Source organism: Pseudomonas sp. MWU13-2862, assembly GCF_023242495.1.
GTDB classification, from domain to species: Bacteria; Pseudomonadota; Gammaproteobacteria; order Pseudomonadales; family Pseudomonadaceae; genus Aquipseudomonas; species Aquipseudomonas gingeri_D.
In genome coordinates, this window is record NZ_JALMEZ010000013.1 from 191,751 (window position 1) to 214,825 (window position 23,075).

The window sequence follows — 23,075 nt, forward strand, 5'->3', positions numbered from 1 at the left end:
TTACATTGGGTTCTGTGGGCGCCACGGTTCGATCAGGGCGTCGAGGTTCATCGCGTCGGCGAAGTCCAGGAACTGATCGCGCAACCAACTGATCTGCACGCCGGCAGGCAGGGTCACGGTAAAGGTGGCGTTGAGCATGGTGCCGCCGGTCTGGGGCGCCAGGTAGGTGTCGCAGGTCAGGTTTTCCAGCTCGACGTTGTGGTCCATGAAGAACTGGCACAGCTCGTTGATGATGTCCGAGCGGTAGGCCGAGCTGACATAAGCGACGTACGGCAGTGCCTGGGGACGGCTTTCCAGGGCGCCGCTGCGCACCACGCTGACAATGAAGGCGTGCTTCTTCGCCAGGTTCGGCAGGCCGGCTTCCAGGCGCGCCAGGGCGTCCCAACTGCCGGAAATCTGCAGGACCAGCGCGCTGTACTCGCCATGGCGGGTCAGGCGTGAGGTTACGACGGCGCAGCGATTTTCATGGCTGGCGCGGCACAGGACGTTGGTCAGCTCCATGGGGTTGGCGCCGAGGGCACTGATAACAAGGAATTGTTCGCGGACTGTGGGGGTGGACATGCAGCATTCCTAAAGCGATGAGCGGTCAGTACCTTGGGGGCGGTCAGGGGCTGGGTTCGGGGATCCGGATGCGGGTGGCGAGGCCTGGAATCGAGCGCTGGTGCCGGTTGCCGTCTCGCAGGGGACGGGCGGCGGCCAGGCCGGAGCGGGCTTCGGGCAGCGAAAATGGAGACTGGAACCCGGCACTTGAGCGACTCAGTACCGATCAAAGTCTGAAGGGTAGCGAAAACCTGCGCTCAGGGGAATGCTCATAGACAGTACTTCGCTTGTACAAGCCTGATGGCGCCAGTACCATTACCGCTCTCTTTTTCCGGCAGGAGCGGTTGCATGATTGCGGGCAGTATGGTGGCACTGGTCACACCCATGGATGCACAGGGTCGTCTTGACTGGGACAGCCTGAGCAAACTGGTGGACTTCCACCTGCAAAACGGCACCAACGCCATTGTCGCGGTCGGCACCACAGGTGAGTCGGCCACTCTCGATGTGAACGAGCATATCGAAGTGATTCGTCGCGTGGTCGACCAGGTGGCAGGTCGTATCCCGGTGATTGCCGGTACGGGCGCCAACTCGACGCGTGAGGCGATCGAACTGACCACCAATGCGAAAACCGCCGGCGCCGACGCGTGCCTGCTGGTGACCCCTTATTACAACAAGCCGACCCAGGAAGGCCTGTACCAGCATTTCCGCACCATCGCCGAAGCTGTCGACATCCCGCAGATCCTCTACAACGTTCCAGGCCGTACTGCGTGTGACATGCAGGCCGAGACCGTGATTCGCCTGTCGAGCGTGCCGAACATCATCGGCATCAAGGAAGCCACCGGTGACCTGGCGCGAGCCAAGGCGATCCTGGCTGGCGTGAGCAGTGATTTCCTGGTGTATTCCGGTGATGACGCCACCGCGGTCGAGCTGATCCTGCTCGGCGGCAAGGGCAATATCTCGGTGACCGCCAACGTTGCACCCCGTGAAATGAGCGCGATGTGCGCCGCCGCCATGGCTGGCAAGGCCGATGAGGCCCGGGCGATCCACGAAAAACTGATGCCGCTGAACAAGACCCTGTTCATCGAATCCAACCCTATCCCCGTGAAATGGGCGCTGCATGAGATGGGCTTGATGCCGGACGGTATCCGTCTGCCGCTCACCTGGCTCAGTGCTGCCTGTCACGAACCGCTGCGGCAGGCCATGCGCCAGTCCGGCGTCCTGGTTTAATTGAGGAAATACCCCGCATGAAGCGATTGGCCGGACTTTCTGCACTTGCCTTGATTATCTCCAGCACCAGTGGCTGCGCCTGGCTGTGGGGCCCGGAAGGATATTTCCGCGACCGCGGCAGCGACTACCTGGACTCGAAACAGACGCCGACGATGCAATTGCCAGCGGATGTCAGCACCAGCAAGCGTCTTGACCCGCTGCTGCCGATTCCACGCAACGTCGCCGACGACACCGCCAAGGGGCCGTTCGAAGTGCCACGTCCGCTGCCTTTGCAGGCTGCGGCCAGCGCCAGCGACTACAGCCTGCAGAAAAGCGGCGACACGCGTTGGGTAATGGCCCAGCACACCCCGGCCGAAGTCTGGCCAGTGGCTTTGCAGTTCTTCCAGGACAACGGTTTCCGGATCGACGCGCAACGCCCACAGACCGGTGAATTCACCACGGCCTGGCAGCGTTCCGACGAACTCTCGGCGGCCATGGGCAAGCGCCTGGCGGCGGGTGACAACGAAACCCGCGTGCGGGTTCGTATCGAGCCGGGCGTGCAGCGCAATACCAGTGAAGTCTACGTGGTCAGCGCCCAGCGCCCGGCTGGTAGCACCGCCAACGTCGATTTCACCCCGCATTCGGTCAACCTCGGCCTGGATTCGGCCCTGGTCGACGAAATGCTCTCGAGCATGAGCCGCAGCGCCGAGAAGGGCGGTTCGGTGTCCTTGCTGGCCGCGCGTGATTTCGATACCCCGAGCCGTGTCGCCCTGAGCCAGGACGGCAGCGGCAACCCGGTGCTCAACGTCGGTGAAGACCTCGACCGTGCCTGGTCGAGTGTCGGCCGTGCGCTGGAGCGGGGCGAGTGGCGTGTCGAAGACATCAACCGCAGCCTGGGTCTCTATTACATCAACCTGGCGGAAAAAGCCGAGAAGAAGAACGACGAGCCTGGTTTCTTCGCCCGTCTGTTCGGCAGCAAGCCGAGCAAGGAAGAGATCGAAACCCGTGCCGTGCGTTATCAGGTTCGCCTGAGCAAGGTCGGCGACAACGTCCAGGTCACCGTCGAGAAAGACATCAACACCGTGGCACCGGCCGATGTGGCCCGTCGGGTGTTGGGCGTGATTCAAGACAACCTGGGCTGATCGGTGCGCTTTGCCGTTCTCGGCAGTGGTAGCCAAGGGAACGGCACGCTGATCGCCAGTGAAGACACGCTGATCCTGGTCGATTGTGGTTTCTCGCTACGGGAAACCGAGCGGCGTCTGGCGCGCCTTGGGGTGAGCCCGACGCAACTGAGCGCGATTCTGGTGACCCACGAACATGCCGACCACGTGCATGGCGTGGGTTTGCTGTCTCGGCGCTACAATCTACCGGTGTACCTGAGCCGTGGCACCTTGCGCGGCCTGCGCAAGCCTATCGAACCCGCGGGTTTCGTGGTGGGTGGCGAGACCTTGCGGATTGGCGGCTTGAGCATCGAAGTGGTGTCGGTGGCCCACGATGCCCTTGAGCCGACGCAATATGTGTTCAGTGACGGTCGGCGGCGTTTCGGCCTGCTGACCGACCTGGGTTCCTATTGTGGCAGGGTCATGGACAGCTACAGTGGTCTCGATGCCTTGATGATCGAGTCCAACCATTGCCGCGACCTGCTGGGTCGTGGGCATTACCCGGCCTTTCTCAAGCAGCGGGTCGGTGGTGAACTGGGACATTTGAACAACCACCAGGCCGCGAGCCTGGTGGCCGAGTTGGGCTGGCAAGACCTGCAACACCTGGTACTGGCTCACCTGAGCAGCAAGAACAACCTGCCGCAGCTGGCCCGGCAATGTTTTGTCGACACCCTTGGGTGCGACCCGGACTGGCTGCAATTGGCCGATCAAGATTCAGGGCTCGACTGGCGACATATCGCCTGGCCCAACAACTTAACAAGCGGAGCCCATCATGGAAAAACGTGAAGAACTCTACCGCGGCAAAGCCAAGTCGGTTTACAAGACCGACGACGCCGACCGTTTGATCCTGTTGTTTCGCAACGACACCTCGGCGTTCGACGGCAAGCGCATCGAACAGCTGGACCGCAAGGGCATGGTGAACAACAAGTTCAACGCCTTCATCATGCAGAAGCTCGAAGCGGCCGGTATCCCGACCCAGTTCGACAAACTGCTGGGCGACAACGAATGCCTGGTGAAGAAACTCGACATGATCCCGGTGGAATGCGTGGTGCGTAACTACGCGGCCGGCAGCCTGGTCAAGCGTCTGGGTGTGGAAGAGGGTTTGAAGCTCAACCCTTACACCTTCGAACTGTTCCTCAAGGACGACGCCAAGGGCGACCCGTTCATCAACGAATCCCACGTCGTGGCGTTCGGTTGGGGCACTGCCGAGCAATTGGCGAAGATGAAAGAGCTGTCGCTCAAGGTCAACGAAGTACTGAGCCAGCTGTTCGACGACGCTGGCCTGCTGCTGGTGGACTTCAAGCTGGAATTCGGCGTATTCCACGGCCAGATCGTCCTGGGCGACGAGTTCAGTCCGGACGGCTGCCGCCTGTGGGACAAGGAAACACGCAAGAAGATGGACAAGGACCGCTTCCGCCAGGGCCTCGGTGATGTCATTGAAGCCTACGAAGAAGTCGCCAAGCGTCTGGGCGTACCGCTGTAATCGACGCAAGCATCTGATAGCACGTAATTTTTTTGCAGTTGGGGCTTCGCTTCCGGCAAAAGTGTTGTTATGATGCGCGCCGTTGGAGAGATGCCAGAGTGGCCGAATGGGACGGATTCGAAATCCGTTGTACCTTCACCGGTACCTAGGGTTCGAATCCCTATCTCTCCGCCATTATTAAATACGACTAAGCCCCTGAAAAATTTGAAGTTTTCAGGGGCTTTTTCGTTTCCGACGATTAATTTAGGGCAATTTTAGGGCAGAAGCTGCGTGCCCTATACCGTTTTAGTCTGTTCTAAACCCAAGCACTTTTGAAACGATAGGGTGTGCGTCATAGTGCTGTTGATTCAATATTTGTCCGCGCAACCGTCCCTTCGTCGTCTAGACACGTCCCTTGTTGCGTTCCTACACTGAGGCGCAATCGAGGACCAGGGGTCACAGATGAACCGCAACGAATTGCGCAAGGCTGACATCAACCTGATGGTGGTCTTCGAAACACTGATGCTTGAACGCAATGTGACGCGGGTCGCGGAGAAGCTGTTTCTCGGCCAGCCGACCATCAGTTCGGCGCTCAATCGCCTGCGGGTGATGTTCAACGATCCGCTGTTTATCCGTGTCGGCCATCGCATGGAGCCCACCGCGCGGGCCGAGGAGATCATCCAGCACCTGTCACCGGCGCTGGATTCGCTGTCGAATGCCTTGAGCCTGACCCACGACTTCGACCCGGCCAGCAGCACCATGACCTTTCGCATCGGCCTGTCGGACGATGTCGAGTTCGGCTTGTTGCCGACGCTGCTGCGAGCCTTGCGCCAGGAAGCGCCGAATGTGGTGATCGTGGTCCAGCACGTCGACTACTGGCGTATTCCCGACCTGTTGGCCTCCGGCGACATTACCGTGGGCATCAGCCAGACCCGCGGTTTGCCGGCCAATGCCAAGCGCAAGCTGTTGCGCCATATCCAGCCGATGATCCTGCGCGCCGACGCCTCGACGGCGCCCTTGAGCCTCGATGAGTACTGCGCGCGGCCGCATGTCCTGGTGTCCCACACCGCCAATATCAGCAGTCTGGCCGATGAGTGGCTGGCGGAAATCGGCCGCAAGCGTCATGTGGTGCTCTCGGTGCCGCAATACAGCGCCTTGCCGGCCCTGCTCGCGGGCACCGATCTGGTCGCCAGCCTCCCGGATTACACGGCCAAGGCCATGGCAGCGTCAGGGTTGCTGTTTGACGAACCGCTACCGTTCAAAGTGCCGAACCTGGACCTGTCGATGGTCTGGCTCGGGATCGTCGATACCGATCCGGCCGAGCGTTGGCTGCGTTCACGGCTTGAGCATTTCATGAGTGATCGCCAGCCCCTGGTGCCTTGAGGGGGCCGGTCGCCCTGGCGGGTTGGCTCAGGTGGGTTGCACCACCAGTTCCACGCCCAGGGCGTCAACCAGCTTGAGCAGGGTGTCGTAGCGGGGTTTGGCTCCGGGAGCGAGGGCCTTGTAGAGACTCTCGCGACCCATGCCGGAGTCGCGGGCAACCCGTGTCATGCCACGAGCCTTGGCAACAGCCGCCAGTGCCGCGAGAAATACGTCGGGATTCTTGTCTTTCAGGGCCACGTTGAGCAGTTCGGCAATGGTTGCCTCGTCGCTCAGGTAATCACTGGCCTCAAAGGGTTTCAGCGTGGTCATGTTCGATCACCTCGTTCGATCTCGCTCAGGATCAGCCTGGCGTGTTTGATGTCGCGTTTTTGCGATGACTTGTCGCCCGCACACAACAGCAGAATCAGAATTTCACCCCGGCGAGCGAAATAAACGCGATAGCCAGGACCTGTATGAATACGCATTTCACTGACCCCGTCGGTGACCCTCTTGGTATCGCTCAGCGCGCCGAATTGCGCCGAGATCAGGCGGGAGAGGATGCGTGCCTTGGCGATGGGGTCTTTCAATCGCCGCAGCCAATCGTCAAACACCTCGGTAGTGACCAGGGTGTGTGTTGGTTTCGAGTGTAGTAGTTCGGATACGATTTTCAAAGTCTTTACGCCGTTTTTTTACCTTGACCCTTCTGTATTTGGTCCAGGAGCAGCCGGCGCGCCAATGCGCTATCGTTTCACGATCTTTCCCGAAGGCCGCGTGCTATATCTGTGTGCCTTCCTATTCCGCTGTTTTGGAGCCTGTAGATGCCTCACGTTTTCCTGGAATACACCCCCAACCTGACTGAATTCGACGCCGACAAGGCGTTGCTGCGTATCAACCATGCGTTGGTGGCATCCGGGCAGTTCGGCGCCGAGTTCGACATCAAGAGCCGGGCCATGGAACTGGGGGCGTTTCGCGTGGGGACAGCGCTGGGCGAGCGCGGCTTCGTGCATGTGAAGCTGGCGCTGTTGAGCGGGCGCTCGGCACAGATCAAGAAACAACTTTCCGAGAGCCTGCTGGCTGGATTGAAGGATCTTGGTGATTGGCCGGAAGGTATTGAAGTACAGCTTTCGGTGGAAGTGGTGGATCTGGATCGCGAGTCCTACGCCAAGGTTGCGATCTGATCAGGCGATAAAACCCATTGCGGGTGTGAGCCTGTGAAAAGGCCAGGGCTGCATTCAGCCCTGGCCTTGTCGTTTTATCAGAACGGTTTGGTTGGCAGGTACTTGCCATCCAGAGTGATGACCGCGCGCGAGCCGCCGTCCGGGTCATCGACCTTCTTGATATCCAGCTTGAAGTTGATGGCACTGATGATGCCGTCGCCGAACTGTTCGTGGACCAGGGCCTTCAAGGTGGTGCCGTAGACCTGGATCATTTCGTAGAAACGATAGATCGTCGGGTCGGTCGGGACGCCATTGCCAATGCTGCCGCGCAACGGCACGCTTTGCAGCAGGCGACTGGCGTCCTGGTCCAGGCCGAGTTTTTCACAGACCACGTTGGCGGCGCTGGCAGGAAGCGGGTGCTGGCCGAGCAGGGCGGCGGTGACGAAGGCCAGGCTCAGGCCGGTGCCGTCGGTCAGGTCCTGCCAGGTCAGGTTCAGGCGCTGCTTGGCGTCGATGATGGTGTCGGCCAGGGCCAGGCGTGGAGCTTGTGCGAATTGGGACTGCAACATGGTGATTTCCTCGTTTTCGTCAGTAGGATTCAGATCAGGCAACTTGTGGCGGTTGTGTCGACAGCGCGCAGGCCTGCGGCTGTTCGGCAAGTGAGACAAAACGACCGGTACTGCCGTCGAGGGCCGCGATGGAGCCGCTCTCGATGTCGTACACCCAGCCATGCAGGTTCAGCCGACCTTGTTCCAGCGCCAGGGCGACCGACGGGTGAGTCTTCAGGTTAGCCAACTGGGCGATCACGTTTTCCCGCACCAGGGCATCCAGTCGCGCCTCGGCCGAGACATGGTTGCGGGCGGCGTTGATGACCTTGGCCGACTCGGCATGACGTAGCCAGTTGGCCACCGCCGGCAGGTGATCGAGGCATTTGCAGGTGGAGATCGCCGTCATCGCACCGCAATCGGAGTGGCCGCAGATCACGATATCGCGCACTCCCAGTACCGCCACCGCGTACTCCACCGTGGCCGAGACGCCGCCCGGCTCCGGGCCGTAGGACGGCACGATATTTCCGGCATTGCGGATCACGAACAGATCGCCGGGTTCCTGCTGGGTCAGCAGTTCCGGTACCACCCGGCTGTCCGAGCAGGTGACGAACAGGGTAGCGGGGCTCTGGGTGGTTGCCAGTTGCTTGAACAGGGCGCTGCGGGTTGGAAAGGCTTCGCGCTGGAACTTCAGGAATCCGTCGATGATGGCTTGCATGATGTGTCTCCTTGCGTGTGGCTGATGGGGCAAGGATGGAAGTTTTCAGGCATAGCGTCCAAGACCGGCTTATTATGAAAGCTATAAGTCTTGCCTATAGTTGAGTGCCCGATGCTGCTGCGTCATATCCGTTACCTGCTGGCCGTCGCCGACCACCGCAATTTCACCCGGGCCGCCGAGGCCCTGCATGTCTCCCAGCCGACCTTGTCCCAGCAGATCCGGCAACTCGAGGACAGCCTCGGGGCGGCGCTGTTCGACCGCTCGGGACGCAGCATCCGCCTGACCGATGCCGGCGAGGCCTATGTGCGTTTTGCCCGTTTGGCCCTGCAGGACCTGGAGGCGGGCAAGCGGGCGATGCACGATGTGCAGGATCTGAGTCGCGGCAGTCTGCGCCTGGCCATGACGCCGACCTTCACGGCGTACCTCATTGCGCCGCTGTTGCATCGCTTCCACAGTCTTTACCCGGGCATCACCCTGAGTGTCGAGGAAATGACCCAGGATCGCCTGGAGGCCGCGTTGGCCGAGGACCGGCTGGATATCGGCATTGCCTTTACCGGGATGCACCTGGCGGATATCCAGGGTGAAGCGCTGTTCAGCGAAACCTTGAGCCTGATGGTGGGTGCGGCTCATCCGCAGGCGACGGGCAAGACCCTCACTGTCGATGAGCTGGAGCGGCAGTCGCTGGTCCTGCTCAGCCAGGATTTCGCCACGCGCCAGCACATCGACCTGTATTGCCGTCAGCACGGTATCGTGCCGCGCATCGCCATCGAGGCCAACTCCATCAGTGCGATTGTCGAACTGGTCCGCCGTGGTCAGTTGGCGACGATCCTGCCCGCGGCCATTGCCCTCGAACAGCCGGGGCTGGTGGCGCTTGAGCTGACGCCAGCGCTGCCACAACGCACGGTGGCCCTGCTCAGTCGCCGGGGGGCCTGGCGCAGTGCGGCCTGCCAGGCGTTCGCGACGCTGGCGGGGCAGTGGCGCACAAGCACGGGATGATTGCCTGCTTTATGCTCAAGCTGTTCGACGACCTGGCCGGCACCGGGCTGCACATGCACGTCAGCTAATGACGGTCCGGTAATCTGTTGAACAATAAGGGCGGGAATTTTTCACGAAATATTGATGCGTGCCTGACTAAGGTTCGAAGCGTTGTCGAGCGAGTGTTTTGGGCTCCCGGCACCCCCTCAAACCGATCCCGTGTGTTCGACCCGCCCGGCACAGGTCCACCCCCGAGAGTTTGCAAGTCATGCCTGCGCAGCCACCCTCAACCGATGAGCTTGAACTTGCCCGCCAGCATGCACGCGAGCATGCCCGGGCTCGCCTGGAGAAGTCTCCCGACGGCCTGATCCGGCGCCTGGGGTTGGCGCGGGAAAAACAGTGGGTGCGCCAGGCGCTGAAGCTGGCCGGCGAGCCCGGCTTGGTCCTCGATCTGCCCAGCGGTACCGGACGTTTCTGGCCGGTGCTGGCCGAGCGCGGCAACCGGGTGATCCTTGCGGCCGACCCTTCGCAGGAAATACTGGATCAATGCGCGGTCCATCATCCCGTCGATCTGCTCCAACGGGTCAGGACCTTCCAAAGCTCGGTGTTTGCCATCGGCTTGCCTGAGAATGCGGTGGACTGCATTTTCTGTATGCCGTTGTTCCAGCATCTGGGCGACAGAGAGCACCGGCTGGTGATCCTGCGTGAGTTCCACCGGGTCAGCCGCGACACTGTGATCCTCTCGTTATGGATGGACGGCAAGGTCATGGCCTGGCATCGGCGGCGTCAGGCTCAGGCGTATGGCCAGGACTCGCAACGCGTGCTGTTCGGCAAGGCGCTGGTCGAAGGGGAATTCCGCGAAGCCGGCTTTGACATCATTGGTCACCGCGACTTCTTTCCGGGTTACGCCATGCGTCGCCTCTATGTGCTGCGCAAGAACAGTTGATCCTGGCGTGAACACTTCAAATCGCTAAGTAAGACTATTCTTTTCGTTCAGTCAGCTCTTTCGTCTCGGCACTTGCAGAGTGAGTGCTCGCAAACCCCGGTGGCGAGATATACTGCGTGCCATTCTTCAAGGGAGAGCCGTGTGGCCATCGATATTCACTGGATTCGCGACAACGATAGCCTCGGTCGGCATTGCGCCCAATGGCAACAGTTACCCTTTGTAGCCCTCGACACCGAATTCATGCGGGTCGACACCTTTTATCCGATTGCCGGACTGATCCAGATCGGTGACGGCGAGCGTGCCTACCTGATCGACCCCCTGACCATCGACCAGTGGCAGCCCCTGGCGGCGTTGCTCGAAGACCCGGCCGTGGTCAAGGTCGTGCACGCCTGCAGTGAAGACCTCGAAGTGCTGTTGCGCCTGACCGGTAGCCTGCCGGTGCCGCTGTTCGACACCCAGCTTGCCGCCGCCTACCTGAACCTCGGTTTTTCCATGGGCTATTCGCGCCTGGTGCAGGAAGTCCTGGGTATCGAGCTGCCCAAGGGTGAGACCCGTTCGGACTGGTTGCAGCGTCCGCTGTCGGAAACCCAGGTCAGCTACGCCGCCGAAGACGCCGTGCACCTGGCCGAGGTCTACACCCGCCTGCGCCCGAAGCTGTCGGACGACAAGTACGCCTGGGTCCTGGAAGACGGCGCGGAACTGGTGGCCAACCTGCGTCGCGAGGTCGACCCCTACGAGGTCTATCGCGAGGCGAAGCTGGCCTGGAAGCTGTCCCGTGCGCAATTGGTCGTGCTGCGCGAGCTGTGCGCCTGGCGCGAACGCGAAGCCCGCGCCCGCGATCTGCCGCGTAACCGGATCATCCGCGAGCACTCCTTGTGGCCGTTGGCCAAGAGCCAGCCGGACAACCTGGTGGCCCTGGCCCGCATCGAGGACATGCACCCGCGTACCGTGCGCCAGGATGGCGAGTTCCTGCTGGAGCTGATCAAGCAGGCCGGTAGCGCGCCGATGGACCAATGGCCACCGGCGGTGCCCGAGCCCTTGCCGATCGAAGCCTCGGCGCTGGTCAAGCGTCTGCGTGCCCTCGGTCAGGCCGAAGCCGAACGCCTGGGCGTTGCGCCGGAATTGATGCTGCGCAAGAAAACCCTGGAAGCGCTGATCAAGAGCGGCTTTCCCCATGGACCTTACCAATTGCCCGATTCGCTGCGTGGCTGGCGCCGCGAGTTGATGGGCCAGGCGCTGCTCGACAGCCTGGCCACTGCCGGAGAACAGCCTTGAAACGTATTTGCTCCATCTACAGAAGCCCGCGCCGCAACGAGATGTACCTCTACGTGCTCAAGAGCGATGCTCTGGAGCGCGTTCCGGAAAATCTGCTGCTGGCCTTCGGTAAACCGCATCATGCCTTCGACCTGGTCCTGACACCCGAGCGCACGCTGTCGCGCGAAGATATCCACCAGGTGCTGGAGAACCTCGAGAAGCAGGGCTATCACCTGCAGATGCCGCCGGCCGAAGACGAATACATCGAACATTTGCCCGAAGAGCTGTTGCGGCGCAATGATCCGATCTGACGGACATCTCTGAGTGCTCTGTCCGGAGTGCTCGACTCAAATGGACTGTATTTTCTGGCAGTGGCCGATGACGATGGAGCGAACTCCGTCGGCGGCTGCCTGCACTGTTTTTGAAAGGTTTGAACCATGCGCGTTCTGATTGCCGAACACGACCACGCCCTCTATGCCAGCTTGCTGCAGCAGATGGCCCCGGAACTTGAAGTCATGACCAGCAGCGATTCGGCCACGCTGTCGAGCATGGCGGCCGATTGCCCGGTCTGGCTGGGGCAGCCGGACCTGTTGGCGACCCTGCTGCGTCAGGGGCACTCCCCCCAGTGGTTGCAATCGACCTGGGCCGGTGTCACCCCGTTGCTGGCCGAGGGCCTGCCACGGAACTACCGACTGACTCGTGCGGTGGGGATTTTTGGCCAGGTGATGGCCGAGTATGTGCTGACCTATATGCTGGGGCATGAGCGTGAGGTCCTGGCCCGCCTGGTCAGCCAGGTCGAGCGCAAGTGGGACAACCGCATGGGCCAGAGCCTGGCGGGGCGCAAGGTGCTGATTGTCGGCGCCGGAGATATCGGCCAGAGCGTTGCGCAGTTCCTGCAACCCTTTGGGGTCGAGTTGTATGGTATTGCCAGTACCGCGCGGGAGCAGGCACCGTTTATCGAGGTGGCGGCGCTCGAAGCCCTGGGTGAGTGGGTTGGCAAGGTGGACTATGTGATCAACCTGTTGCCGAACACGCCCAATACCCATGATCTGTACGATGCGGCGTTGTTCAAGCGCTTCAAGCCTACCGGCCTGTTTATCAACGTCGGGCGCGGCGTGGCGGTGGTCGATGCGGACCTGGTGGAGGCTTTGAAGGAAGGGCATCTGGCGGGGGCGGTGATCGATGTCTGCCGGCAGGAGCCTTTACCGCAGCGTCATCCGTTCTGGACGGCCTGGGGGTTGTTGTTGACCGGGCACAGTTCGGCACCGACTTCGCCGGGGATGATGGTGCAGTTGTTTGTCGAAAACCTGCGGGCCTATCAGGCCGGGGAAGCGTTGCGCGGGGAAGTGGATTTCGAGCGCGGGTATTGATGGTCCCGGTTTGCAGGGCTGGCCAGGCACCTTGTAGGAGCATGGCCGGCCAGCGAAGGGGCCTTCAAGATCGCTAAAAGCTTCGCGGGCAAGCCCTGCTCCTACAGTCCGCGGTGGAGCGGAACTGCGAGGGTTACAGGCTGAAATCGCCTTCAGCCACCAGCGTGCTCAGCGGCTGGCGTGGGCTTGGGGTTTCGCGGGCCTGCAGGTAATCCGGCAGGCTCGCCTTGTCGCCCAGCTTGCCGATGGCCACTGCCGCATGCAGTGCATAACCTTCTGGAATCTTCAGCTCGCGGCGGGTCAGTTCCTGATCGAAGCCGGCCATGCCGTGGCTGTGCCAGCCGCTGTTGCTGGCTTGCAACGCCAGATGGCCCCAGGCCGAGCCGGTGTCGAAGGTGTGCCACAGCGCCGGGGTTTCTTCGCTGGCGCCGGGAGCGGTGAAGGTGGTTTTCGAAATCACGATCACCAGGGCCGAGGCGTGTTGCGCCCAACCACGGTTGAATTCGTTCAGCAGGCCAAGGAAACGTTCCCAGTTCGGCGTGTCGCGGCGGGCGTAGAGAAAGCGCCAAGGTTGCGAGTTATAGGCCGAAGGCGCCCAGCGGGCCGCTTCGAAAAAGCTCAGCAGGGTTTGTTCCGGGATGCTCTCGCCGGTAAAGGCGCGCGGCGACCAGCGCTGGGTGAACTGGGGATCGATCGGGTGATCGGCGATGCGTGGGTTGATGCTCATGGCACAGTCCTGACTGGGGAAAATTAGCGAGAAAGCTACTGCGCCGCAGGCGGCCTGACAAGCCTTGTTCAACCGATAGTCGCCGACGCTTGGCCGCAAAGGCTTGGCGCACTAGACTGGCGGCCTTTTCACTCCCCGATGCAGATGTCTGAACCATGGCCGCGAAAGTCGAACCCTTCTGGAAACGCAAGACCCTCGAGCACCTCGATCAGGAGGAATGGGAGTCGCTGTGCGACGGTTGCGGTCTGTGCTGTCTGCAAAAGCTCGAGGACGAAGACGACAACAGCGTCTATTACACGCGCATTGCCTGCAAGCTCCTGGACCTGAAAACCTGCCAGTGCACCGACTACGCCAAGCGTCGCGACTCGGTGCCGGACTGTATCCAGCTCACCCCGGGCCAGGCCGACCAGTTCAAGTGGTTGCCGCCGACCTGTGGTTATCGCCTGGTCAGCGAAGGCAAGGACCTGCCGCTCTGGCACCATCTGGTCTGCGGTGACCGCGACGCGGTGCACCACGAGCGGATTTCCCAGTCCGGGCGCATGCTTGCCGAAGGCAGCGTGCCGGAAGAGGACTGGGAAGATCATCTGATTTTCCGCGCCGGCTGATGTCCGCCAACCCCGAGGAACTCCATGTCGTTACCTTGCAGGCTGCCGGCGTTCCTGCTGCTGATGGTGTTCAGCGGGCTGGGTTGGGCCGGGAAAAAAGTCGACCTGGACTATCGGGTGCGCCTGTTGCCCCAGAGCGACCAGGCTGAGGTGCGCCTGACCCTGGCGCAGGGTTCGGCGGTGCGCAGCCTGGATTTCGATCTCGGCAACCAGGGTTACTACAGTGACTTCATGGCCGACGGGCAGTGGCAACTGAGCTCCGGGTCTACGCCGGACAGCCGCCGTGGTGTCTGGCATCCGGCATCGGGCAAGGCCAGCCTGAGCTATCGGGTCAGTCTCAACCATCCACGTAGCAACGGCACGTTCGAGACGCGGATGACGCCGACCTGGGCACTGTTGCGAGGCGAGGACCTGGTACCGCCGGCCCATCTGGATCAGCACGACGGCATCGAACTGGTCTCGCGCCTGGAATTCGAATTGCCCGGCGGTTGGAAAAGCGTCGAGACCACCTGGCCGCGTATCGGCAAGCAGCGCTTTCGTATCGACAACGTTTCACGCCTGTTCGACCGGCCGGTCGGCTGGATACTGGCCGGCGACCTGGGCAGCCGGCGGAGCCGCCTGGGTGAAACCGATGTCACGGTCGCGGCGCCTCGGGGCGAAGGCATGCGGCGCATGGATGTGCTGACGCTGTTGACCTTCGTCTGGCCCAAGCTGCAGGAAGTGTTTCCGCGCAATCCCGGAAAGTTGCTGGTGGTCGGGGCCGGGGAGTCGATGGCCCATGGCAGCCAGGCGGGCCGCGATTCGATCTACCTGCACAGCACCGCCCCGCTGATCAGCGAGTCCGGGGACAGTGCCTTGGTGCGCGAGCTGGTTCACGTGTTCGGGCGGATCAATGACAGCCAACACAGTGACTGGGTCGGCGAAGGCCTGGCTCAGTATTACGCGATCGAGTTGTTGCGCCGTGCCGGTGGGATGAGCGAGGAGCGTTACCAGGCGTTGCAGGTGCGTTTGACCCGGCTCAGTCGCAAGGTCGGCACATTGCGGGGTGAGCAGGTGGACAGGGCGACGGTGGCACGGGCGGTGTTGCTGTTGCAGGCGCTGGACCGCGAGATTCGCCAGCAGACCGATGGCAAGCGTTCCCTCGATGATGTCAGCCGGGCGGCGATGCGCCTGGATACCGTCAGCACCGAGGAATTTATCCAGCTGTGCGAAAGCGTGATGGGTGAGCCGTCAAAGGTGCTGGCGAGCGGGCTGTTGAAGTAAAACCTAGAACTTCGGACCGGAACGGGTGTTGTTACCCTTGGCCAGGCGGTCGTACAGCACCACATTGACCGTCGCCGCCAGGTTCATGCAACCGGTGGTCGGGATATACACCACGTCTTCGCACCAGTCGCGGATGTCCTTGTCCAGCGAGCCGTCTTCCGGGCCGAAGATATACAGCGCCCGATCCGGATGGGTGTATTCGGGCAACGAGCGCGCACCTTCTACCAGTTCGACGGCCACCGGCACGCAGCCCAGGGGCAGGATTTTCTTCAGGTCGTCGATGCCGATCAGCGGAATGTCCTGATGGACTTTCTTGGTGTCGGTGACAAAGTCCCGCGCCCGCTCGTAGCGTTTGCCGGTGTAGAACACCGAAGCCACGCCGTAGCAGCCAGCCGCACGCATCACCGAGCCGACGTTCTCCGGTGACTTGGGGTTATACAAACCAATGCAGCTGTACCTTTTGTTTGCCACGAGCCGGGTGCCTTCCAGGAAAAAGACGCGATTATACCGGCATCTCCGTCAGCTCGTGGTGTCGGGATAGTTCGAAGGGAACAGCGCCCGTCGGGTTTGCTCGTCGTTGACTTGCTTGAAGGCGTGGCTCTTGCCCACTTGGCGGGCGCGGGCCACGGCTGGCCGCGCGTCGATGCGCTGGAACCAGGCCGACAGATGGGGGTAGGCCGCCAATGGCGATTCTTCGCCTTTGAGCACGCGGGCAGCCCTATCGATCCAGCCCCAGGCCGAGATATCGGCAATCGTATAGCTGTCACCGACGATATAGCTGCGCCCGGCCAGATGCCGGTCAAGTACCCGGTAGTGCCGCTCGGCTTCACGGCGATAACGATTGATGGCGTAAGGGATGCTTTCCGGGGCCGAGTGCTGGAAGTGCACCGCCTGGCCGGAAAATGGTCCCAGGCCCGTGCCGATAAACATCATCCACGACAGCAGTTCGCCCCGATCGCCGGGTTCACCGCCGAGCAGTCCGGTCTTTTCACTCAGGTACAGCAGGATCGCGTTCGAGTCGAACACCCGGACTTCGCGGCCGTTCGGGCCTTCGGTATCGAGGATTGCCGGAACCTTGCCGTTGGGATTGATTGCCAGGAACTCCGGGCTGTGCTGCTCGCCCTTGCTGGTATCGACCGGAACCAGCTCGTAGGGCAGCACCGTTTCTTCAAGAAACAGGGCGACTTTGGCCGGATTGGGCGTCGGGTGGAAAAAGAAACGGATCATGTCGAAAGGTCCTGGCAGATGTTTTGGATCGAGTGTTATAAAATAGGACGAAACGCTGGCGCGTGGCAATCGTCGTTTGTTTCAACGAATATCTGCGCTACTTCAATTTGAATCCATGTGTGAGTTATGGCGCGACCAAGAGAATTTGACGAGGCCAGGGCAATGGAGGCGGCGATCCGCTGCTTCTGGGCCCGTGGCTACGAGGCCACCTCCGTACGGGATCTGGCGCTGGCCATGGGGATTACCGGGGCCAGCCTGTACAACGCCTTCGGTGACAAGCGCGCGCTCTTCGGCCTGGCCCTCGATCATTACATCACGCGCGGCTTCTGCGAGCGTTCCGTACGCCTGGAGCAGCAACTGCCGCCCCGCGAAGCCATCCAGACGTTTTTCAACGAGATCATCGAACTGTCCCTGAGCGATCCCGAGCACAAGGGCTGTTTTATTGTCAACGCGGCCCTTGAGGTGGCGCCCCACGATCCGGAGTTCAAGGCGGTACTGGCCAAGGTCCAGGAGGGGATGGAGAGCTTTTTCCGGCGCTGTATCAGTGCCGGCCAGGCCCAGGGCAGCATCAATGCGTCACAGCCGGCGGAGGATCTGGCGCGTATGTGCCTGGCGGTGCTGATGGGACTGCGGGTGCTGGCCCGCTCAAGGCCGGAACGGGAATTGCTGGAAGGGCTGGTGCGACCGGTCTTTGGGTTATTGAAATAGTGCGTCTACGAGGGGAATCGCATGATTGAGCTCTACTACTGGGCTACGCCAAACGGCCACAAGATCACAATGTTCCTGGAGGAGGCGGGTCTTGAGTACCGTATCCATCCCGTGGATATCGGCGCCGGCGACCAGTTCAAGCCGGAGTTCCTGGCGTTTTCGCCGAACAACCGCATGCCGGCGATCATCGACACCGCGCCCGCCGATGACGGCGAGCCGATCACGGTGTTCGAGTCGGGGGCGATCCTGCTGTACCTGGCGGAAAAGACCGGGCAGTTCCTGCCCGCCGATGTGCGTGGGCGCAAGACCGTGACCGAGTGGCTGTTCTGGCAGATGGGCGGCCTGGGGCCGATGGCCGGGCAGAATCACCATTTCGGGCTGTATGCGCCGGAAAAAATACCCTACGCCATCAACCGTTATGTCAATGAGACCAACCGTCTCTACGGTGTGCTCGACCGTCGGTTGCAAGGGCGTGAGTTCATTGCTGGCGAGCATTATTCGATCGCCGACATGGCCTGCTATCCCTGGGTAGCGCCGTGGCAGCGTCAGCAACAGAATATCGAGGATTTCCCGGATCTGAGTCGCTGGCTCCACGCTATCGAACAACGTCCGGCGACATTGCGCGCCTATGCCCGGGGGGAGCCGTATTCGCGGCGTGCCACGGAGACGGAAGACGGCAAGAAAATCCTCTTCGGCCAGACCGCCAAGGGCCCGGCCGCCTGAGGCTCAACCCGGTTAGTGCGGGCGAGAGCTCGCTTGCTCGCGCAGCACCGGGACGAATTGGTGTTGCACCAGGCGCTCGATCAATTCGACATCGGCCTCGGGGCTGAGGTCTTTCGCACTGCCAGAGGTGCCGGTGGCCTCCAGCTCCAGCACGCTGTCCGGCGTCTTCTGCAGCAGCAAATAGTCGGCGCCGCAATTGCCGCAGAACACATGGTCGCCTGCGCGGTGCGCGCGTTTGAGTACTACCGTCGGCCCGCACATGCCGCAGTGCCGCAGGGGAATGCCCTGGTCGGTATGGCCGATGATCGGGCTCAAGACACCCGACTCCCCCAACTCGATAAACAAGGCGCCGAAGTGCGCATCGAACTGGCTCCCCAGGTTCTTGCCGATGATCTGCAATGCCTGTGCCTGCGGCATGCCCGCACGATAGGGGCGGGTGCTGGTCATGGCATCAAAGGCGTCGCAGATGCCGACGATGCTCGCCAGGTGCGGAATCTCGCCGGCCTTGAGCCCCAGGGGATAACCCCGGCCATCCGGCATCTCGTGGTGCAGGCGCACGGCGTCTTCCACCAGCGTGGCCAGGGGGTGGGCATGCAGCAGCCTGAAGCCGATTTCGGGGTGGGTCTTGATCACGGCGTACTCCTCGTCGCTCAAGGGGCCGGGCTTGCGCAGCACAGCGTCGGGAATACCAACCTTGCCCAGGTCATGGACAAAGCCGCCCAAGGCGATCCGCGCCACTTCCTCCACCGCGAAGCCGGCTTTTTTCGCCAGCAACTCGCAAAACTGCGCCACTCGCCACAGATGTCCGCCGGTATAGGGATCACGCGCCTCCACCACCCAGGCCATCACCAACAGGCTCGACAACAACTCCTGTTCCGGACGCGAAACCTGCGCCGGTTGGCGGGCGCCCAGCAGATTTTGAATCAGTTGGTTCAGTTTCATCGAAGACGCTCTCGGTACAGGAATAAAGGAGGAAGTCGCATACACTGGTACTTTGCCCTGTTGAGAAGGTATAGGGCTTTAAATTACAAACGTTTGAAAAAATCTTGGCCTTGTGTTTTAGATCGTTCGATTTAGAATGCCTGGCATCTCGACGTGCCTCAAGGCATTTGGCGCATTGCCTCGCCGGTTGACGGCTTCACAGGAGAGTTCGTTATGGTCGCTGACTGGTTGATGGGCGCTTCGGTACGTCGCAAGTTGACCCTGGGGTTTGGCATCGTGTTGCTGCTCACGGCGCTGCTGAGTGCGATTGCCTGGTACAGCATCGGGCAACTGACAATGCGCAGCGAGGCGTTGGTGGACAGTGTCTCGCTGGACACCCAGATCGCCGCCGTGCGCCTGCAGGAAAACGAATTCGACCGCACCGGGCAAAGCGCGGCGGTCGACGCCTATGCCGGGCAGATGCAGGCGTTGTATGCCGGTGTCGACAAGTTGCAGATGAGCCTGGAAACCGACGCACAGACGACTCTCACACGTATCCGCGAGGTGGCCCGGGCCTATCAACAGAGTTTTGCCGAGTTCGTCGCGGCCCGGCGCCAGGCCCGGGAGGCGGAGAAGGCCATGGTGCCGGTGATGGAGACTATCGCCGAGCAGTTGACGCGTTTGCGTACCCAACTCTTCCAGCAGATGCGCAGCGATCCGGCGGTCACCATCGATCAGGCGCAGGCGGTGGCCGAGCTGCAATGGCTGATGGCGCAATTGCGCGATCAGGTGCGTTTGTATATCGCCGATCCACAACCCGAGGCGCAGTTGCGCGTTTCGCAGATGGCCGACCGCATTCGCGTGCAGGGCAACGACTTGTACGGGCAACTGCCCGGTGATGCTTTACAGACACCCTTGCTGGGCGCGTTGCAGGCGGCGGTGATCTACCAGGATCGGGTCGTGGACTTCAGCGCCAGCGTGCTCAAGAGCCAGCAGGCCAAGCAGGCGATGCTGGCGCAGGCGGGGGACTTGCAGCAACTGAGCGCGGCGGTCTATCAACTGCAACTACAGGGACGCGCTCACGATGTACGGATGGCCCGTAGCGAGCTGTTGCTGGCGGGCGGGTTGGCGCTGTTGCTGGGCTTGCTGTCGGCCTGGGCCATGACCCGGCAGATCGTTCCGCCGCTCAAGCGGACCCTGACCCTGGCCCGGCAGATCGCCTCGGGCGACCTGACCGGTAACCTGGAAAGCCATCGGCGTGACGAACTGGGGCAGATGATGACGGCCATGCGGGAAATGGCCGGGCACCTGCGCCAACTGATCGGCAGCATCGGCGCAGGCACGCGTCAACTGACCCAGGCCGCCGAAGGCTTGTCGACGATCACCGCCCATAGCAGCGCGGGAGTCTCGCAGCAGCGCCAGCAGACCGAAGAGGTTGCCGGCGCCATGGGTGAAATGGTCGACAGTGCCCAGCATATCGCCCGTAACGCCCAGCAGGCCTCGGAGGCGGCGCAGGCGGCAGAGCGGCGCAGCGTCGAGGGCAACCGCGTGGTGACCCAGGCGATCGAGCACTTTGAAGCCCTGGTACTCAACGTCGATCGTTCCGCCCTGGCGATGGAGCGTCTGCGTGAAGACGGTGAACGTATCGGCGGGGTGTTCGGGGTGATCCGCGAGGTGGCGGAGCAGACCAATCTACTGGCCCTCAACGCCGCCATCGAAGCGGCTCGCGCAGGTGACGCCGGGCGGGGCTTTGCAGTGGTGGCCGATGAGGTGCGGGCGCTGGCCCAGCGTACCCAGCGTTCCACCGAGGAAATCGAGGGGTTGATCGCGGCCCTGCATGGCGGTACCGAACAGGCTACTGCGATCATGCGCCAGAGCCAGGACATGAGCCTTTCCAGTGTGGTCCTGGCCCGTGAGGCCGGTGGCGTGCTCAGTGAAATTCGCCAGTCGGCGTCGTTGATCCAGTCGATGAACTCACAGATTGCCACGGCTGCCGATCAGCAAACCCGCGCCTGCGAACAGATCAGCGGCAATCTGGCGCGTGTCCGCGATATCGCCGACGAATCGGCGCAGTCAAGTGCCCGCACGGCGACGGCGAGCCTCGAACTGTCGCGCCTGGGGGGTGACCTGAACGTGCTGGTTCAGCGATTCACGGTGTAGCTTTTACTCGTCTTTCTTCATCAACCCGGCCAGCGCCGCGAACGGGTTGTGGGTGGCCTTGGCGATCTTCGGGCTGCTCAGGGAGCCGTCGCCGAAGTATTGCTGGTCGGTGTAGCGCGAGTGCTCGTTGTCATGGCAGAACAGGCACAGCAGTTCCCAGTTGGAACCGTCCTGCGGGTTGTTGTCATGGTTGTGGTCGCGGTGGTGCACGGTAAGCTCGCTCAGGCGCTTGCCGGAAAATTCACGGGCGCAGCGACCACACACGTGCGGATACATCTTCAGCGCCTTGTCGCGATAGCCCATCTCTTTATCGCGTTTCGCATCGGCCAGGATGCGGTCCAGCTTGGCGGTATGGGAGGGAGGGTTGGCCGAACTCATGGGTTCACCTTGTCGAATAGGTTAATGACGGTTATGCGGCAAAGTTTAGCTCAGTTCTTGAGCTTCTCGGCGATCCAGATGGTGTGGCGCGTGCCCTTGTTGCCGTGGGCATAGACCTGGACCTCCTCGGCCTTGAAGCCGGCCTTGCGCAGCTTGTCGCTGAAGTGGCTGTCGGCGCTGGCCGACCACACCGCCAGCACGCCCTTGGGCCGCAGGGCCTTGGCACAGGCACTCAGGCCACCGGTGGAGTAGAGCCAGCTGTTGGCCCTCTGGGTCAGGCCTTCGGGGCCGTTGTCGACATCGAGCATGATCGCATCAAAGCCGTTGGGCTCGGCCTGCAGGACCTTGGCCACGTCTTCCAGGCGGATCACCGTGCGCGGGTCATCCAGCGGCCGGCCGGCTTTTTCCCCCAGCGGACCGCGGTTCCATTCGACGACGCCGGGCACCAGTTCCGCGACCACGACTTCGGCGGTCTTGCCCAGGTGCTTGAGGGCCGCGGCCAGGGTGAAGCCCATGCCGAGGCCGCCGATCAGCACCCGCGATTGCGGCCGGCCGGCGACCTTGCGGCAGGGAATTTCCGCCAGGGCATCTTCGGAGCCGTGCATGCGGGTGTTCATCAATTGCCCGCCGTCACCGCCCTGGATCTTGATCACGAAGTCTTCGCCATACTCGAACAGGCACAGGGCACCGCCGTTTTCAGGAATCGGAGCGGTGTCCAGCAGAACGAAACGTTTCATGGAAATCTCATTGGGAGGGGCAAAATAGCCGCGTTGCGAGTAGCCTGATGGCAGACAGAGAAGTCTGGCAACGGAGCCATTGATGAAACGCGCTATTGTAGCGGTCATTGCATTGACCGCGCTCACCATTACCACGGTACGGGCCGAGGATCTCTCGCCGGTACCGGTCACGCCGAAACCGGGAGCGCCGAGCACGGCGACCCCGACGCCGTCCCCGCAGATCACCCCGCGCACACCGCCAAAACCCGGCGAGCCGCTGCCCAGCATCGAGTTGCCGCAGCCGCCCAAGGACCAGACCCAGCCGGGCCCGGAACAGAACGACAAGACGGACAAGAACGATAAAAGCGACAAGACGGATAAGGCGAAGGAGACCTCCAGCTAGATCTGTTGCGAGAGCAGTTGGCCGTCCGCCATGCGCAGTCGCCTGGACAGCGCAATGGCGATGGCACGGATGATCTTGGCGGCGATCTTCGGCGCATCGTTGAGCATCTTTTCCAGGGAATCCTTGCCCAGGTTGAGCAACTGGCAATCACTGGCGGCCACGCAACTGGCCGAGCGCCGCTCGCCATCGAGCACCGCCATCTCACCAAAGGCTCTACCGGCGCGCAGGGTGGCGATCACCACCGGTTGACCCTCGGTGTTGCTCTTCTGCACATTCACGCTGCCGTAGTGAATGATGCACATGAAGGTCCCGGCATCCCCCTCATTGAAGATGGCTTCGCCCTTGGCGACGCTGCTGATGCTGAAATAGCCGGCAGCGGCGAGGCAATCCGCCGGCAGCAGGCTGGCGAACAAACCGCTGTCCATCAGCATGTCGCGGATTTCGTTATTCAGTAAGGTCGGTTCTGACATGGCTCACGGTCTTTTCTTGTTGCCTGTTGTTCTGTGCGGGCATTAAAGCCCGGCGGCCCAGGGTTAAGACAAGGGTGCC

Annotated in this window: 29 protein-coding genes, 1 tRNA gene and 1 pseudogene; 19 read left to right on the plus strand and 12 right to left on the minus strand. The window is 61.8% G+C overall.

Annotation, left to right across the window (positions count from 1 at the left end; translation table 11 throughout):
• Entirely contained in the window at positions 1-561 is a 561-nt protein-coding gene (locus M5C56_RS23145) for a glycine cleavage system protein R (protein ID WP_100938862.1), read from the minus strand.
• Between the two features lie 327 nt (positions 562-888).
• Between M5C56_RS23145 and dapA the strand changes: the two genes are divergently transcribed.
• The 6 genes from dapA to M5C56_RS23175 all read left to right on the plus strand — a co-directional run bounded on the left by dapA (position 889) and on the right by M5C56_RS23175 (position 5,751).
• Positions 889-1,767 (plus strand): 4-hydroxy-tetrahydrodipicolinate synthase, encoded by an 879-nt coding sequence (dapA, locus tag M5C56_RS23150; RefSeq protein ID WP_103498661.1) that lies wholly within the window; start codon positions 889-891, stop codon positions 1,765-1,767.
• A 17-nt stretch (positions 1,768-1,784) separates the two neighbouring features.
• Entirely contained in the window at positions 1,785-2,888 is a 1,104-nt protein-coding gene (gene bamC / locus M5C56_RS23155; protein WP_103498662.1) for an outer membrane protein assembly factor BamC, read from the plus strand.
• 3 nt (positions 2,889-2,891) lie between these two features.
• Entirely contained in the window at positions 2,892-3,692 is an 801-nt protein-coding gene (locus M5C56_RS23160) for an MBL fold metallo-hydrolase (RefSeq protein WP_103498663.1), read from the plus strand.
• Positions 3,679-4,389: a phosphoribosylaminoimidazolesuccinocarboxamide synthase gene (purC, locus tag M5C56_RS23165; protein ID WP_103498664.1), complete on the plus strand. Its 711-nt coding sequence runs from the start codon at positions 3,679-3,681 to the stop codon at positions 4,387-4,389. The genes M5C56_RS23160 and purC overlap by 14 nt, the downstream gene beginning before the upstream one ends.
• Before the next feature lie 84 nt (positions 4,390-4,473).
• A tRNA-Ser gene (locus M5C56_RS23170) sits at positions 4,474-4,563 on the plus strand.
• Positions 4,564-4,830: 267 nt separating this feature from the next.
• The gene (locus M5C56_RS23175; protein WP_103498665.1) at positions 4,831-5,751 is read left to right on the plus strand and encodes a LysR family transcriptional regulator; all 921 of its coding nucleotides are present in this window, start codon (positions 4,831-4,833) and stop codon (positions 5,749-5,751) included.
• A 27-nt stretch (positions 5,752-5,778) separates the two neighbouring features.
• Here M5C56_RS23175 and M5C56_RS23180 read toward each other — a convergent pair whose 3' ends face one another.
• Together M5C56_RS23180 and M5C56_RS23185 are read right to left on the minus strand one after the other, a co-directional pair.
• Positions 5,779-6,060: an addiction module antidote protein gene (locus M5C56_RS23180; RefSeq protein WP_100938869.1), complete on the minus strand. Its 282-nt coding sequence runs from the start codon at positions 6,058-6,060 to the stop codon at positions 5,779-5,781.
• A complete protein-coding gene (locus tag M5C56_RS23185) occupies positions 6,057-6,395 on the minus strand; it encodes a type II toxin-antitoxin system RelE/ParE family toxin (RefSeq protein WP_103498709.1) in 339 nt (112 codons plus the stop codon). The genes M5C56_RS23180 and M5C56_RS23185 overlap by 4 nt, the downstream gene beginning before the upstream one ends.
• Before the next feature lie 153 nt (positions 6,396-6,548).
• On the opposite strand from M5C56_RS23185, the gene M5C56_RS23190 reads away from it, so the two are divergent.
• Positions 6,549-6,908 (plus strand): 5-carboxymethyl-2-hydroxymuconate Delta-isomerase, encoded by a 360-nt coding sequence (locus tag M5C56_RS23190; RefSeq protein WP_103498666.1) that lies wholly within the window; start codon positions 6,549-6,551, stop codon positions 6,906-6,908.
• A gap of 77 nt (positions 6,909-6,985) precedes the next feature.
• Here M5C56_RS23190 and cynS read toward each other — a convergent pair whose 3' ends face one another.
• A complete protein-coding gene (gene cynS / locus M5C56_RS23195; RefSeq protein ID WP_103498667.1) occupies positions 6,986-7,456 on the minus strand; it encodes a cyanase in 471 nt (156 codons plus the stop codon).
• 34 nt (positions 7,457-7,490) lie between these two features.
• A complete protein-coding gene (locus tag M5C56_RS23200; RefSeq protein WP_103498668.1) occupies positions 7,491-8,150 on the minus strand; it encodes a carbonic anhydrase in 660 nt (219 codons plus the stop codon).
• 111 nt (positions 8,151-8,261) lie between these two features.
• Here M5C56_RS23200 and cynR point away from each other — a divergent pair, with 111 nt between their 5' ends.
• The 6 genes and pseudogenes from cynR to M5C56_RS23230 all read left to right on the plus strand — a co-directional run bounded on the left by cynR (position 8,262) and on the right by M5C56_RS23230 (position 12,695).
• Positions 8,262-9,146, plus strand: coding sequence for a transcriptional regulator CynR (gene cynR / locus M5C56_RS23205; RefSeq protein ID WP_103498669.1), 885 nt, complete (start codon positions 8,262-8,264; stop codon positions 9,144-9,146).
• Positions 9,125-9,211, plus strand: a pseudogene (locus M5C56_RS23210) (hypothetical protein); the annotation flags it as partial. The gene cynR and the pseudogene M5C56_RS23210, both read left to right, overlap by 22 nt.
• A gap of 182 nt (positions 9,212-9,393) precedes the next feature.
• Positions 9,394-10,071, plus strand: a complete 678-nt coding sequence (locus tag M5C56_RS23215; protein WP_103498670.1) for a class I SAM-dependent methyltransferase — start codon at positions 9,394-9,396, stop codon at positions 10,069-10,071.
• A gap of 141 nt (positions 10,072-10,212) precedes the next feature.
• Entirely contained in the window at positions 10,213-11,346 is a 1,134-nt protein-coding gene (rnd, locus tag M5C56_RS23220; protein WP_103498671.1) for a ribonuclease D, read from the plus strand.
• Positions 11,343-11,636 carry a YcgL domain-containing protein gene (locus tag M5C56_RS23225; protein WP_103498672.1) on the plus strand — a complete coding sequence of 98 codons (294 nt, stop codon included), beginning with the start codon at positions 11,343-11,345 and terminating at the stop codon, positions 11,634-11,636. Before rnd ends, M5C56_RS23225 begins: the two co-directional genes overlap by 4 nt.
• Positions 11,637-11,762: 126 nt before the next feature.
• Positions 11,763-12,695, plus strand: a complete 933-nt coding sequence (locus M5C56_RS23230; RefSeq protein ID WP_103498673.1) for a D-2-hydroxyacid dehydrogenase — start codon at positions 11,763-11,765, stop codon at positions 12,693-12,695.
• A gap of 133 nt (positions 12,696-12,828) precedes the next feature.
• On the opposite strand, the gene M5C56_RS23235 is transcribed toward M5C56_RS23230, so the two are convergent.
• Positions 12,829-13,422 (minus strand): nitroreductase family protein, encoded by a 594-nt coding sequence (locus M5C56_RS23235; RefSeq protein ID WP_103498674.1) that lies wholly within the window; start codon positions 13,420-13,422, stop codon positions 12,829-12,831.
• Positions 13,423-13,577: 155 nt separating this feature from the next.
• Between M5C56_RS23235 and M5C56_RS23240 the strand changes: the two genes are divergently transcribed.
• The gene (locus M5C56_RS23240; RefSeq protein ID WP_103498675.1) at positions 13,578-14,027 is read left to right on the plus strand and encodes a YcgN family cysteine cluster protein; all 450 of its coding nucleotides are present in this window, start codon (positions 13,578-13,580) and stop codon (positions 14,025-14,027) included.
• A 24-nt stretch (positions 14,028-14,051) separates the two neighbouring features.
• Positions 14,052-15,290, plus strand: a complete 1,239-nt coding sequence (locus tag M5C56_RS23245) for a hypothetical protein (protein ID WP_103498676.1) — start codon at positions 14,052-14,054, stop codon at positions 15,288-15,290.
• A 3-nt stretch (positions 15,291-15,293) separates the two neighbouring features.
• Here the strand turns inward: M5C56_RS23245 and M5C56_RS23250 are convergent, their stop codons facing one another.
• Both M5C56_RS23250 and M5C56_RS23255 read right to left on the minus strand, forming a co-directional pair.
• Positions 15,294-15,761, minus strand: coding sequence for an RNA methyltransferase (locus M5C56_RS23250; protein WP_007926908.1), 468 nt, complete (start codon positions 15,759-15,761; stop codon positions 15,294-15,296).
• A 48-nt stretch (positions 15,762-15,809) separates the two neighbouring features.
• The gene (locus tag M5C56_RS23255) at positions 15,810-16,517 is read right to left on the minus strand and encodes a glutathione S-transferase C-terminal domain-containing protein (RefSeq protein WP_103498677.1); all 708 of its coding nucleotides are present in this window, start codon (positions 16,515-16,517) and stop codon (positions 15,810-15,812) included.
• A 126-nt stretch (positions 16,518-16,643) separates the two neighbouring features.
• Here M5C56_RS23255 and M5C56_RS23260 point away from each other — a divergent pair, with 126 nt between their 5' ends.
• A complete protein-coding gene (locus M5C56_RS23260; protein ID WP_103498678.1) occupies positions 16,644-17,225 on the plus strand; it encodes a TetR/AcrR family transcriptional regulator in 582 nt (193 codons plus the stop codon).
• Positions 17,226-17,246: 21 nt separating this feature from the next.
• The gene (locus M5C56_RS23265; protein WP_103498679.1) at positions 17,247-17,948 is read left to right on the plus strand and encodes a glutathione binding-like protein; all 702 of its coding nucleotides are present in this window, start codon (positions 17,247-17,249) and stop codon (positions 17,946-17,948) included.
• 12 nt (positions 17,949-17,960) lie between these two features.
• On the opposite strand, the gene M5C56_RS23270 is transcribed toward M5C56_RS23265, so the two are convergent.
• On the minus strand, positions 17,961-18,890 hold the full coding sequence (locus tag M5C56_RS23270; RefSeq protein ID WP_103498680.1) for an HD-GYP domain-containing protein: 930 nt from the start codon (positions 18,888-18,890) through the stop codon (positions 17,961-17,963).
• Between the two features lie 213 nt (positions 18,891-19,103).
• Between M5C56_RS23270 and M5C56_RS23275 the strand changes: the two genes are divergently transcribed.
• The gene (locus M5C56_RS23275) at positions 19,104-21,029 is read left to right on the plus strand and encodes a methyl-accepting chemotaxis protein (protein WP_103498681.1); all 1,926 of its coding nucleotides are present in this window, start codon (positions 19,104-19,106) and stop codon (positions 21,027-21,029) included.
• Between the two features lie 3 nt (positions 21,030-21,032).
• Here M5C56_RS23275 and M5C56_RS23280 read toward each other — a convergent pair whose 3' ends face one another.
• Positions 21,033-21,407 (minus strand): YajD family HNH nuclease, encoded by a 375-nt coding sequence (locus tag M5C56_RS23280; RefSeq protein WP_103498682.1) that lies wholly within the window; start codon positions 21,405-21,407, stop codon positions 21,033-21,035.
• A 50-nt stretch (positions 21,408-21,457) separates the two neighbouring features.
• A complete protein-coding gene (locus M5C56_RS23285; protein WP_103498683.1) occupies positions 21,458-22,144 on the minus strand; it encodes a hypothetical protein in 687 nt (228 codons plus the stop codon).
• 82 nt (positions 22,145-22,226) lie between these two features.
• Here M5C56_RS23285 and M5C56_RS23290 point away from each other — a divergent pair, with 82 nt between their 5' ends.
• On the plus strand, positions 22,227-22,526 hold the full coding sequence (locus M5C56_RS23290) for a hypothetical protein (protein ID WP_103498684.1): 300 nt from the start codon (positions 22,227-22,229) through the stop codon (positions 22,524-22,526).
• Here the strand turns inward: M5C56_RS23290 and M5C56_RS23295 are convergent.
• On the minus strand, positions 22,523-22,996 hold the full coding sequence (locus M5C56_RS23295) for a cyclic nucleotide-binding domain-containing protein (RefSeq protein ID WP_103498685.1): 474 nt from the start codon (positions 22,994-22,996) through the stop codon (positions 22,523-22,525). The genes M5C56_RS23290 and M5C56_RS23295 overlap by 4 nt on opposite strands.
• Positions 22,997-23,075: the final 79 nt, after the last annotated feature.